The sequence below is a fragment of the Staphylococcus sp. KUGN1 genome (assembly GCF_045984185.1).
GTDB classification, from domain to species: Bacteria; Bacillota; Bacilli; order Staphylococcales; family Staphylococcaceae; genus Staphylococcus; species Staphylococcus warneri_A.
On the sequence record NZ_JBJQIL010000002.1, the window covers coordinates 187,400 to 200,141 of the forward strand.

Annotated in this window: 12 protein-coding genes and 1 pseudogene; 1 reads left to right on the plus strand and 12 read right to left on the minus strand. The window is 32.7% G+C overall.

Going from position 1 to position 12,742, the window contains the following annotated elements:
* Positions 1-16: 16 nt before the first annotated feature.
* Genes ACJQQZ_RS07375 through efeO form a run of 3 tightly spaced genes read right to left on the minus strand, consistent with a single transcriptional unit; the run spans position 17 to position 3,787 of the window.
* Positions 17-1,729: an FTR1 family protein gene (locus ACJQQZ_RS07375; RefSeq protein WP_408023106.1), complete on the minus strand. Its 1,713-nt coding sequence runs from the start codon at positions 1,727-1,729 to the stop codon at positions 17-19.
* Positions 1,710-2,936, minus strand: coding sequence for an iron uptake transporter deferrochelatase/peroxidase subunit (gene efeB / locus ACJQQZ_RS07380; RefSeq protein WP_145505556.1), 1,227 nt, complete (start codon positions 2,934-2,936; stop codon positions 1,710-1,712). Before efeB ends, ACJQQZ_RS07375 begins: the two co-directional genes overlap by 20 nt.
* Entirely contained in the window at positions 2,933-3,787 is an 855-nt protein-coding gene (gene efeO, locus ACJQQZ_RS07385; RefSeq protein ID WP_145505559.1) for an iron uptake system protein EfeO, read from the minus strand. The genes efeB and efeO overlap by 4 nt, the downstream gene beginning before the upstream one ends.
* 326 nt (positions 3,788-4,113) lie before the next feature.
* Between efeO and ACJQQZ_RS07390 the strand changes: the two genes are divergently transcribed.
* Complete coding sequence (locus tag ACJQQZ_RS07390; RefSeq protein ID WP_002452420.1) at positions 4,114-5,109, plus strand: acrylyl-CoA reductase family protein; 996 nt, start codon at positions 4,114-4,116, stop codon at positions 5,107-5,109.
* A gap of 62 nt (positions 5,110-5,171) precedes the next feature.
* Here ACJQQZ_RS07390 and ACJQQZ_RS07395 read toward each other — a convergent pair whose 3' ends face one another.
* From ACJQQZ_RS07395 to ACJQQZ_RS07435, 9 genes and pseudogenes are all read right to left on the minus strand, one after another.
* Positions 5,172-5,573, minus strand: coding sequence for a GNAT family N-acetyltransferase (locus tag ACJQQZ_RS07395; protein WP_002452421.1), 402 nt, complete (start codon positions 5,571-5,573; stop codon positions 5,172-5,174).
* 24 nt (positions 5,574-5,597) lie between these two features.
* Positions 5,598-6,632 (minus strand): NAD(P)/FAD-dependent oxidoreductase, encoded by a 1,035-nt coding sequence (locus ACJQQZ_RS07400; protein WP_002452422.1) that lies wholly within the window; start codon positions 6,630-6,632, stop codon positions 5,598-5,600.
* A 129-nt stretch (positions 6,633-6,761) separates the two neighbouring features.
* Positions 6,762-6,926, minus strand: a pseudogene (locus tag ACJQQZ_RS07405) (IS5/IS1182 family transposase); the annotation flags it as partial.
* 319 nt (positions 6,927-7,245) lie between these two features.
* Entirely contained in the window at positions 7,246-7,659 is a 414-nt protein-coding gene (locus ACJQQZ_RS07410) for a DUF2871 domain-containing protein (RefSeq protein ID WP_002452423.1), read from the minus strand.
* A gap of 188 nt (positions 7,660-7,847) precedes the next feature.
* The gene (locus tag ACJQQZ_RS07415; RefSeq protein WP_145505562.1) at positions 7,848-8,438 is read right to left on the minus strand and encodes a YcnI family protein; all 591 of its coding nucleotides are present in this window, start codon (positions 8,436-8,438) and stop codon (positions 7,848-7,850) included.
* 11 nt (positions 8,439-8,449) lie between these two features.
* Positions 8,450-9,703, minus strand: coding sequence for a copper resistance CopC/CopD family protein (locus ACJQQZ_RS07420; protein ID WP_145505565.1), 1,254 nt, complete (start codon positions 9,701-9,703; stop codon positions 8,450-8,452).
* A 207-nt stretch (positions 9,704-9,910) separates the two neighbouring features.
* Complete coding sequence (locus ACJQQZ_RS07425) at positions 9,911-11,266, minus strand: MATE family efflux transporter (protein ID WP_049424218.1); 1,356 nt, start codon at positions 11,264-11,266, stop codon at positions 9,911-9,913.
* Positions 11,267-11,362: 96 nt separating this feature from the next.
* The gene (locus ACJQQZ_RS07430; protein ID WP_002452428.1) at positions 11,363-11,782 is read right to left on the minus strand and encodes a MarR family winged helix-turn-helix transcriptional regulator; all 420 of its coding nucleotides are present in this window, start codon (positions 11,780-11,782) and stop codon (positions 11,363-11,365) included.
* 167 nt (positions 11,783-11,949) lie between these two features.
* Complete coding sequence (locus ACJQQZ_RS07435; protein WP_002452429.1) at positions 11,950-12,729, minus strand: SDR family NAD(P)-dependent oxidoreductase; 780 nt, start codon at positions 12,727-12,729, stop codon at positions 11,950-11,952.
* Positions 12,730-12,742: the final 13 nt, after the last annotated feature.

A 12,742-nucleotide genomic window follows, 5' to 3' on the forward strand; every position in this document is an offset into this window, starting at 1 on the left:
CATTCGAGATGTTTATTTATTTCTTACGATTGTTTAAAACGAATATAAGAATAAGTATGATTAATATGACTTGAGCAATAATGGTTTCAAAACTTGGATAGAAACCAAGCCAACTCAATGTTGGTAATCCTTCAATACTATGCTGAGACATATAGCCTAACAATTGTAATTTTTGAATACTTACACCTAACATTTTAAATGTCATGACAAATATTAAGATAGACAGTACTCTAAATATGAATCGTACAGGAATAAGTTTCACAATAAATCTAAATGCAAATGCGAAGATAATTAATATGATGATGGCTAATCCTATACCAAGAATGAAATCTTTAGTAGTAATGCTACCAATCATCCCCATATAGAAGATAATGACTTCGACACCTTCACGTAATACAGAAATTAATCCAATTGTACCTAGTAATATTAAATTACCATTACTCATCGCATTGTTATACATGCTCTGGATCATTTCATTCCAACGTTGAGCATTTGATCTTCGATGCATCCAAATACCAACAACATACATTAATACCACTGCTACGATACCTAAAATAGCTTCCATACCTTCTCTTACGACGCCATTATTACCAATCGTATAGATAAAGGTAATACCTAGTCCAATACTTAAAATAAGACCTAATAAGGCACCGCCTACTACACTAGACGTTCCTTTAACATCCTTAACTTTACGTGTCATCGTTGTTAAGGTCATGATAATTAATAAGACCTCGATACCTTCACGTAGGAAAATAATCATTACATCTACAAATGAATACTCACCTTGTCCGACCGTATCTTTGATTTCTGAATTTAATTCTTGTAACCCTTTTTTCACACGGTCTTTATTAGATTGATCTAAAATACTTTGGTAGTAAGGAATTTTATCTTCTATTTTAGTATATAAACTACTATTTTTAGTTTGAATTTTACCTTCGACATATGGCCAGATTTTAACAAATTGCGATAATGATGCATCTGCTTTATCTAAATCATTGTCATTGATACCAGCAATCGCTTTATCTAATTCTTCATTGAGTTGAGTAACTTTATACTTATCTGAGTCTGAATCAGATTGCTTTTGATCAACGGTATCAATACTGTTCTTAAACGTTGACCATGCTGATTTAACTTTGTCAGTATCTAGTGGCTCTTTTTGAATGGCAACTCTTAATTGCATTAAATTAACTTCAATTTGGCCATATTTACCATCATCATAATTTCGAATGACTGTTTCATTACTTGTCCATATCGAATTTAAATCATTATTTAATGATTGTAGTTCTGTATGATTTTTATCTTTGATGGCTTTTTTCATTGGTGCGTCTTTAGCATCAACTGCTTGTTGTAACTCTTTAATCTTTCCTGAAGCGTCTTTAGAAGATTGTTGGTTTTCATAAGCAATAAGCGCTTTAGTCAGTTCACCAAGTTTGTCCGCTTTAGCATCGTCTGATGAAGCATGTTCTACTTCTTTCAACTTGCTATTAACTTGTTTGCCTTCTTTGCTATCATTATTAATCTTTAACGCTTTAATTTCTTTTTTAACGTCTTTTAATGCTTTAGCTTTATCAGATTGGCTTTTATCTTTATCTGCAATTGTCGATTTCGCATCAGTAATCGCAACATATGTTTCGCTCATTGAGGCTGATTCGGCGTGTGCAGGTGTAAATCTAAAAATAGATAGCCCAATCATTAATATCACTACTATTTTAATTAAATAGTGTTTCACCTAGGTAGCCTCCCTTTTGTACGCCTGGCAATACGATAAATGTAGCAGTACCTCTATGCGTAATATATTCATTCAATTTGTCTTTATGACCTAGATGATTCTGTATATCAATAAATTGTTGTGGTGATTTTTGGAAACTAATAAATAATAATCCTGTTTCTAAATTGCCAGTTTTTTCGTTAGTACCTGCAGTATAATTATACGCACGTCTTTTAATTGAAGTTTTCGCTTCTCTTGCCAATCGTGCATGGGCGTCTTCTGGAATGACATATTCTCCTCTACTATCTTTAGCTTTTAAATCCAACTCATCAAATTCTTTTTTACCTGTTAACGGTGCACCTGAACTTCTTTTTCTACCGAAAGTAGCTTCTTGTTCTTCTAATGCAGTACGATCCCATGTTTCGATGTGAATTTGAATACGTCGAATGATACAATATGTGCCATTTTTAGCCCAACCGTTATTAATAAAGACATAATCTTTGTATTCATTCGTTTTACGCGGATTAACTGTACCATCCTTAAACGCCATTAGATTTCTTGGTGTTTCTTTACCTTTGACTGATACAAATCCGTTTTGTGACCATTTTACTTTGACTAAATCTCTAAACGGACGAATTAAGTTATGTACAGCATGAAATGTTACTTGCTCATCATTAGAACAAGCTTGAATCATGATGTCACCATCACTATAGTCTTCGTCTATTTGATCATTTGGAAAATGTGGTAAATCTTTATAGTCTTTTCGGATTTTGTCGGAAAGGCCTAACTTTTTCATAAATGATTTACTCACACCAAATGTGAGTGTTAATTTACTAGCGCCTAAACCGATAGCTTCGCCAGTATCAACGGGTGGTAACAAAGGATTCTTACTATTCTTTTCTACCGCATCGCCGTCAGTCATATTTGCTGCCATTTTAGTCCATTGCTTAAACATATCCTTAATGGCACTTTTATCTTTAGATTTAAGTTCTAACGATACGACATTACATGTTTTCTGTGTTGGTGTTGTAATGCCTGCTTGTACTTTGCCATAAAATTCATATGCATCTTTTTCTTCATCTTCTGGCGTATCAAACATTGACTTAAATGAAAATACACTACCTGCTCCACTTGCACCAATGACTACGCCAGCTCCACCAATACCCATCATTTTTAAAAATGAGCGTCTTGAAACAGAAGACGATGATTGATTATCTACTTTACTCATTCTGTAACCACAGCCATCTTACTTAGTGGTTCTCCTAAAGAATTCACTGCATCTGAAAGTGCTTTTCTATCTTTCTTAGTTACATCATTATAAGATTTGTATCCGTCTCCGTCTTTATATTTATCAAGTAATTCATTCACATTATCAAAGTTCTTTTGAATATCAGCACTTAATTTTTTATCTTTTTTCTCTAATGTTGGTTTGAATAATTCATAAATCTTTTGTGCACCTTCGATATTAGCTTTGAAGTCATATAAATCTGTGTGAGAATAAATTTCTTCTTCACCAGTAATTTTAGACGTTGATACTTCGTTTAATAAATCTACTGACCCCTGTAACATTAACTTAGGTGTAATATCTAAAGTTTCAGCCTTAGCATGTAGCTCTTTAGCATCTTTTAATAATTGTTGAGCATCTTTCTTTGTTGTATCGTCTATAGTGTTATCCTGAAATAATTGTTTCTCTATTTTGTGATAACCTGACCATTCTTTTTCTTTCTTTTCTTCTTTCATATCTGCCAAACGTGCATCAATTTTTGGATCTAAATCACCAAATGCTTCTGCAACAGGTTCTGAACGTTCGTAGTACATACGTACTTTAGGATACAATTCTTTTGCTTTATCCATATCATTATTGTCGATTGCATCGACAAACTGTTGAGTCCCTTTTAAGAATTCATCTAATTGTTTATCAGTATATTTTTCATATTTTTTAGTAGCTTCTTTTAATTCAGCTTTGTTTTCACTATTATTACTACTCTTATTAGCATTATCTTTACCGCCATCACTATTGTTACCACATGCTGCTAAAAGTAATGACGACGTTAATAAAATTACTGGTAATTTCTTCATTCCTACACCTCTTCAAAATTTTTCACGTTGATTTGTCGCGCTATATATACAGAATATTTTTATCTATGTAATATCAATTGATAATCATTATCAAAATAATTATATGTGTCCATTTTAAATGTGTCAACAACAATTCTTTTCAATTTTTATGAGACAGATTTTTTAACATTTTAATTTCTAAAACTTTATGCAATTTCACTTCGTTTTATATTAAAATAACCATGGCATTATTTTGCTAAATATAAATAAGGAAAGTAGAAATCATTTTAATAAGTAAATGAACAAATTATAATGAAGGTCAATAATATTGAAGGAGTGAACATGTTTTGGCAGAAGAATTTAAAGCTTATGTCGTAGATAGAGATACTGAAGGAAAGGTCTCTGCAGATTTTAAGCAACTTACAATAAATGATTTACCTGAAGGTGATGTCCTTATTAAAGTACATTACTCAAGTATTAACTATAAAGATGCATTAGCTACACAAGATCGTAATGCAATTGTTAAACAATATCCTATGGTACCAGGAATAGATTTATCAGGTGAAATTGTAGAATCTAATGCACCAGGTCACTATGTAGGAGATAAAGTCATTGTAACAAGCTATGATTTGGGCGTGAGTCAATTTGGTGGTTTCAGTGAATATGCTCGTGTGAATAGCGAATGGATTATCGATCTACCCGAAGATTTAACTTTAGAAGAAGCTATGATTTATGGTACTGCTGGTTACACAGCTGGTTTAGCTATTGAGCGATTAGAAACAGAAGGATTAACAATAGAAAAGGATAATGTATTAGTTAGAGGCGCTTCTGGTGGCGTTGGTATGCTATCAGTCCTTATGTTAGATAAATTAGGTTATGACGTTGTTGCTAGTACTGGGCGTAAAGATGCAACTGACAAATTGAAAACATTAGGCGCTAAGGATGTTATTGATCGCTTACCTGAATATGATGGTAAAGCATTAGGTTCAAGAACTTGGCAGGCTGCTATAGATCCAGTTGGCGGCGAAAGTTTAGCTAATATCGTCAATAAGCTTGATAATAATGGCAGTATAGCCGTTATTGGAATGACTGGTGGCACTCAATTCGAAAGTTCTGTCTTTCCACTTATTTTAAGAGGAATCAGTATATTAGGCGTTGATTCTGTCTTCACTCCAATTAAACTACGCAAACTCGTCTGGCGTCGTCTTGCCAAAGATTTAAAACCAAAACAATTACATGATATTAAAGAAGTCATTGCATTTGATGACTTACCAAATGGTATTGATCGTGTAATGAATCATCAGCACATGGGTCGAATCGTTGTCGACTTTGGTGTTAAATAACATAAGAGCTTACAACAAAAAGGCGTCCTCGTTACATTGTCGAGGACTCCTTTTGAATATGTTTAAAATAAAATATACATCCCCATTGAATGTGGCTCTGTAGATTGAAAACCAAATTTTTCATACAATTTATCTGCGGGATAATCAGCCATTAAACTCACATAAGTACCTTTTACCGCATTTTCATGAACGTATTGCATAATGTGTTCCATAATTGTACGACCATATCCTTGTCCTTGATAATCTGGATGAACAGCAATATCGACAATTTGAAGTGCTGTTCCCTCATCTCCAACGATTCTACCCATACCTATTAATGACGACTCATAATATAAAGTGACATTAAAACAAGCATTAGGCAATCCTCTTTTAGCCGCTTCAGTGGACTTTGCACTTAGTCCCGCATCTAATCTTAATTTTAAATAATCTTCTACGGACGGCGCTATATGTTTGATAACTACCATTATGACTCCTCCAAATTTTTCTTTTTAAAATAAATATTGGTTTATAATTTCTTTATTAGACTCTTTGAAGATATCATTATGACTTGACACATAGCCTTCTGTTGGAGCATCAGGTTGAATATACGTTTTAGCAAGGTTAGCTGCGTTACCTGCATCACTAAAGGCACTCGCAATCAAGTGAACTTTTGCTTCATGATGTACAATATCACCACATGCAAAGATACCTGGAATATTAGTAGTTGTATTTCCAAAACCTTTAACTCGATATTCATCATATAATTCAAATTGTGATGTACAATCCTTTAATAGCGGATTTTCATGATCAAAGCCATGGCTAATGATGACGTCATCAAATGACGCTATAGTCATTTCTCCTGTCTCTATGTTTTCTAATTTAACTTGGTGAATATAAGTATCTTCTTCGTTACCTATGAGTTCACTAATTTGTGTATGTGGTATCAATGTTACATTTAAATCTTCTAGAACTTTAGTCATTGCTTCATATCCAGACACTTCTGGTTTTCTAAATATAACTGTCACACTGTTCGCAATTTGAGCAATATCACGCGCCCAATCTAACGCAGTATTGCCGCCACCAGAAATAAGTACATCTTTCCCCTTAAATCTACCAAATGATTGCACGACATAATGCAAGTTCGTCAGTTGATATCTTTCAGCCCCTTTGATATTTAATGGTTTAGGATTTATAATCCCACCACCGATTGCAAAAATAACCGATTTAGAATGGAAGATATGGCCTTTTTCAGTTTCAACTTCAAAGTGTCTTTCATCTATTTTTCTTATATCTATGACACGTTCATTTAAATTCACTTTAGGATTAAAGTGTAACCCTTGTTGAATCATATCTTCAATTACTTGGTAACAAGGTTTAGGTGCTACGCCACCTATATCCCATATAATTTTTTCTGGATAAACTTGCATCTTTCCACCCAATTTATCTTGAACGTCTATGATTCTCACAGACATCCCTCTTAGACCTGAGTAAAAGCTTGCAAATAAACCTGCTGGCCCGCCACCTATAATTGTAACGTCTTCCATTTTGCTTCCCCCTATAATAACACTGTAAAAAACATATATTTATACTTTAACTGAAAATTATTATCATTTAATACTTTTTCATTATACTATACGATATTTGACTTATGAAGCAAATCACTTCACAAAAAACTGCTTGAGACATTGACTATGAAACTGGACAAATAAAGATTCAATTAATGCATCTGTTTTGGGGTTTACTCTAAAACGATTAATAGTTTTATATGAGGGTGTTTAATTTTGTGATAACCAAATCATTCTAATGATATCATTAAACAAGTTTTCTATTTTTCGACCTTAGAAAATTGGTAGTGTAAGTTGAGTCATGTTATAAACTTTATACATAAGGCACCTCGTTAATTTAGTTTAGTGGCATTTATTAAATTATATTAAAGTTCCTTATTTTCCAAAGTAAAATTACACGTTAATACGGAGTATTGGTGACGAGACTCCTGAGGGAGCAGTGCCAGTCGAAGGCCGTGGCTGAGACGGCACCCTAGGAAAGCGAAGTCAGTCAATACGAAGTATTGAATATAACTAAAGCACAAAGATGATTTAAAATTTCAAATCATCTTTGTGCTATTATTTTTGGCATTTATATCTTAGACTCTTCGTTTTAATCTCTTGGTTCTTTGATGATCGCCTGTCTTAATAAGAAAAACAGTATTAATAATGCGGCTAACATAGCCGTATGTCCCATACCTGCAAAACCAGGGAAAGATGCTGGAACAGTTTTACCTATAACTTGATATGTACCTTTGACTGTCATCATACCAATTGTAACTAATAAACCAATATGATAAATCACGAAAAACCAATTAAATAAATAATAGCTACTTAATTTAAAAACTTTTTCTAAAGGTAGTAATAATAAAAACATGAACATACCTAAAATTAATGTATGTGTATGAACTAATGATAATTGTGTATCACCCGTAAAATCGTGCATTTTCGTCAATTCTCTATAATAAAAACCACTAAATAATCCAATAATCATATAAATTAAAAATGAGTATAATAATCTACGCATGATGTTTCCTCCCTCACCTCTATATTATAGAACATATTTATCATTATGAAAGTGACAATACAACAACATCATTACTATTTTAAAAATTGAGTTATATAAAAAGAGACAGAGCCATAACGTTGTATGATGTCGCTATTCAAAATAGCAATGCTTCAAGCGTTATATAACTCTATCTCTAATTCAAATGATTATTTACGTGCTTTCTTAAAAATTGCAATTAGTGAAAGTAAAATTGCGACAATAGATACTATCCATAGTGCAATTGTACTACCACTTGTAGTTGATGATTGATCACTATGTGAGCCATTTGGATTAGCACCTTTTTTCACAGTTGTAATTGGTGCAGGATGTTCACTATCTTCTTTTCCGTTCCATTTTATGACGTCACCGTTATCATACGTTTGAACGGCTTTCCATTTGAAACTACCTTCTTTATCAGGATTAGCCGCTACAATTGGAAATTCTATAAATTCATTTGGACCGATACCTTTACCAGTGGCCTTCCATGTTACTTTTGTGATGTTCCCTTTTTTATCTTTTTCGAAAGAATGCTTAAAACCGTCAACTGGTGCTACATTTTCAAGATTCACACCTTTTGGTACTGTTAACTCTACTTTTATTGTGTTGTCATTTTGTTCTACTGGAACACGTACATCATATTTATCATATGATTTGGGCTCGCTCTCATTAGGATTTAATGTGACATGTGCATCGGCAACTTTAAATAGTCCTAATGCAATAAATAAAATAAAACTCATCGATATTAATTTTTTAAACATCATTTTGCTCCTTATCCTGGAATATTAATTTGACTCATCATCACACCTATAAAAATAAGTATGACTCCCATTACCAATTCTGTAATCAATGTTATGCGATTGACTTGTTGACGTTTACCAAGTGATTTTGAAGTTTGATAAAATCCTAATCCCATCATAAGTATCGTACCTATGATTTTAACTAACATTAGTGTAGTCCATGTTTGCATATTTGACCAAATCGCCAAAATATTGGTTTCATCAATTGCCATTAATACACCTGAAACGATAATCATCGTAACCGCAATCACATTTACTTTAAATAGCATTGAGCGAACTGTCTTCACTTGATCTAATGATTTCTTAATCATTGCATACCATACGAGATATACAAGTGCACCGATCCATAGTGTCATGCCTGATATATGTATCGTCCTAATCACAATGGACCAAATCGGAAATGTTTGTGACCACGCATGACCTGACATCGCTATTGTTAAAACCATTACAATTGAAACAAGTACATACCATATGCGATCCATATTTCTAATTACGATTAACGCATATAATAATATCATTGCAATTGAGCTTAAAATAAATGGAAATTGCATCAAAACATCAATATCAAGCGACAAAATATCATCTACTACGTCAGAAGTTAATGTCATCATGTAAAGCAATAATGCCATTACATATGACATCATCAACATCAATGCAATACCAAACTGTTTTGGAAATAGATCAAACGACTTCAATTGCTTTCGTTGGGCTATACGATTCAACCAAAAGAAACCAACTAATATAATCGTAGCGCCTTCCGCAATATATCGCATAACACCAAACCAGAAACTTGGTTCTTCATAAAAGGCATTAGATGTATCTATATCTTTCGCAGTAACTTTACCAACTGAAAATTCAAATTGGTCTCCAACTTCATGTCCATCGGCCGAAATAGCTTGCCATTTAATTGTATGTGTACCTTTGCCGACTTTGTCAGTTGAAAATGCTAACGTTTTAGACCATCCAGACGTCGATGGTTTCACTTTACCTAATTCTTTTCCTTTATCATTGTATAATGTGATATTGGAATACTTAGAGTTAACAGGTTCATTAAACTCTAATTCAATCTCATTAGGCATGTGTTTTACAACGCCATCTTGTTTAGGATTCGTCTTTTCCAAAGTTGCATGAGCTGAAGCTTCATTCATCAGTGATGGCATCAACGAAAGAAAACAAATCATTATTAAAGCAATAACGATTTTTGGGTACCTTTGAATATGTACCATCGAATCCCCCTATCTTTATTACTTCAACTTTCTTTCCACATTACATCATAACGATTACCAGTATCATTCACAATAATATTAAAAATTGTTCACGAATTAGACAAAAAAGGTCGAGACAAAGCGATTAATCATGCTTTGGGGACACCGTTAATCGGTTTCCCAAATCACAATAATTTTATGTCTCAACCTCCAATTGAATGCTAATGATTATTCTTCTAATAATGCTTCTTTATCAACAGTTAGTTTATTTCTTAATAAATAAACGATTAACATTGCTGCTAAAGCACATAATGTCTCAGCAATTAATAATGACCATACTACGCCTGTTAAACCAAACAAACTATTCATAACGAATAAAACTGGAATAATGATTGTGCCTTGTAAAATAGCCATTATCGTTGCACCACGTCCTTGACCAGTTGCTTGTAGCATACCAGTAAATAAGAATCCGATACCATTTAATAGTAATGATGTCATTGTAACTTGTAGCATAAATGTTGCTAGGCTAACAATATGCGGATCTGTACTAAATAACTGAATAATTTGGTGTCCAAAGATGAACACAATTACCATACTTACTGCAAAGATTGCAAAGATAGATATTATAACTGCTTTAATTGTATCTTTCATTCTTGATTGATTAGCAACAAAGTTATAAGCAATTAATGGTACAACCCCTTCACTTAATCCCATAATAATTAATTCTGGGAATTGTACTAATCTAAATTGAATACCATAACTTGCAATCGCATAGTTACCATAATGAGCTAAGAATAAGTTCAATACTAGTCCAGTTACTCCCATAAGTACTACCATTAAGAAAGCAGGAATACCTATTTTGAAAATTTCTGCCATCATATCTTTTTTAGGTTTAGCAAATTTAATATTTAATGATAATGAATCAATTTTTTTCACAAAATAAATGATAAAGAAGATCGCAGCCGCTAAGTTTGAAATAGCTGTTCCTAAAGCTGCTCCAACTACATTCAAATCAAATCCAAAAATTAATATTGGATCTAGAATCATATTTAATACAACACTTGCTAACATACCGGCCATAGATACAAATGGTGCGCCTACCGCACGCGCAAATTGTTCTAAAATAAAGAACAAAATAACAAATGGCGCACTTAAGAACATAATTCTTAAATATTCACTTGTGAAATGTATTGTTTCACCATGTGCACCTAATATTTGTGCAATTTGATCTGTAAACGGTATTGTAATTAATGCAATAATTATACCAAATAATAATCCACCATATATTGAGAAACTACTTACGTATTTACTTTTACTATAATCTTTAGCACCCAGTAGTCGTGAAATATATGTTCCACCACCAACTCCAAATAAATTACCAAACCCCATTAAAGCTGCAAAGATTGGCAATGTTAATGAGATAGCTGAAATCATATGACTATCATCTAAAAATCCTATGAAATATACATTTAAAATCCCATAAATAACACTTAATAAAGTCCCTATCATCATTGGCAATGAGAAATGCATCATCGCTTTAAAGATAGGTGCTTTTTCAAAAAAATACAATTGTTCGTCTTTCATTATTCTTACTCCCTTTTTCGTTAGATGGCTAATAGTTAGATATCTAAATATATATCAAAAAATAATGTGGTTATTATTATTAGCAATAACCACGTATTATTCTAAGTTTTTCATCATCTGTTCCAAATTTTCTTTTAATCTTATTTTTTCTTCATCTGAAAAATTTAATAACATTCGTTCTTCAATTTCATCAAACACTTTTGTAAATGATTCAACTAACGACACACCTTCATCTGTTAGTTTTAATATTTTACTACGTGTATCTTGTGGGTTTACTTTACGAAAAACTAATCCCTGTGTCTCCAAATTTTTTAGTATGTTACTAACTGTAGATCCTTTTCTATCAAAAAAATGCATCAAATCTTTTTGAGATATACCCTTATCTTGATGCCGATAAATGTAACCTAATGTATGGCTCTGTTCTTGAGTAATTCCAAAATCATCTAACCTTCGATCTGCATAGTTTTTCATTTGGTGCGCTAAGCTTCTTAATAAAAATTGATACGTTAATTCCATCGCTTCACCTCATTTAGTTAGATATCTAAGTAATATAATAACATGCTTTTTCAAATTTACAACCGATATATTAAAGTTCTAATTTTCTGATTATTAAACAGGTACATAGACCTATAAATAATAAAAAAGCTAACTCAAAAATGAGCTAGCTTTATAAATCTTCATTATTATAATGCAGTATAACCACCATCAACAGTAATGACTGATCCTGTAACGAATGATGATGCATCTGAAGCTAAGTAAAGTGCAGCACCTTGTAATTCTTCAGGAACACCTGGACGATTCATTGGTGTCATGTTCATCCAAGTATCAATCATGTCGCCGCCTTTAGCGAAATAATCTTTTGTTAATTCTGTTTTCATGTATCCTGGTGCAATAGTGTTGACACGGATATTATGTTTAGCCCATTCGTTAGCTAAACTTTTAGTTAACATGATAACAGCTGCTTTTGATGTATTATATGCAGCTTGTGGTTGTGGTGTGTTAACAATAACACCTGACATTGAAGATGTATTTACGATCACACCGCTTTGTTGTTTACGGAATACTTCTCCTACTGCGTTCGTTACTAATACCATACTATTTAAGTTAACATCCATCGTTTTTTTCCAACGTTCATACGGCATATCTTCAAAGTTAACATGCTCATTAATACCTGCATTGTTAAATAAAATATCGATATGACCGAATGTATCCATTGTTTCTTTTACCATAGCGTTAACTTGATCAATATTTGTAACATCTACTTCACATGCAATTGCTTTGTTGCCTGTCTCTTCTTCGAATTCTTTAGCTGTTTGTTGACCAACTTCTAAATTCATATCAGCAATCACAAGATTGGCACCCGCTTCAGCTAATGCTTTCCCCATGGCTTTACCTAAACCAGATGCACCACCTGTTACAATCGCAACTTTATTTTCTAATTTAAATTTATCTAATACTGACATTCAATTCATCTCC

Coding starts and splice junctions, on each gene's coding strand:
- efeB (WP_145505556.1), bottom strand. CDS start 2,936: ATGAGTAAAGTAGATAATCAATCATCGTCTTCTGTTTCAAGACGCTCA.
- efeO (WP_145505559.1), bottom strand. CDS start 3,787: ATGAAGAAATTACCAGTAATTTTATTAACGTCGTCATTACTTTTAGCA.
- ACJQQZ_RS07395 (WP_002452421.1), bottom strand. CDS start 5,573: ATGGTAGTTATCAAACATATAGCGCCGTCCGTAGAAGATTATTTAAAA.
- ACJQQZ_RS07400 (WP_002452422.1), bottom strand. CDS start 6,632: ATGGAAGACGTTACAATTATAGGTGGCGGGCCAGCAGGTTTATTTGCA.
- ACJQQZ_RS07410 (WP_002452423.1), bottom strand. CDS start 7,659: ATGCGTAGATTATTATACTCATTTTTAATTTATATGATTATTGGATTA.
- ACJQQZ_RS07415 (WP_145505562.1), bottom strand. CDS start 8,438: ATGTTTAAAAAATTAATATCGATGAGTTTTATTTTATTTATTGCATTA.
- ACJQQZ_RS07420 (WP_145505565.1), bottom strand. CDS start 9,703: ATGGTACATATTCAAAGGTACCCAAAAATCGTTATTGCTTTAATAATG.
- ACJQQZ_RS07425 (WP_049424218.1), bottom strand. CDS start 11,266: ATGAAAGACGAACAATTGTATTTTTTTGAAAAAGCACCTATCTTTAAA.
- ACJQQZ_RS07430 (WP_002452428.1), bottom strand. CDS start 11,782: ATGGAATTAACGTATCAATTTTTATTAAGAAGCTTAGCGCACCAAATG.
- ACJQQZ_RS07435 (WP_002452429.1), bottom strand. CDS start 12,729: ATGTCAGTATTAGATAAATTTAAATTAGAAAATAAAGTTGCGATTGTA.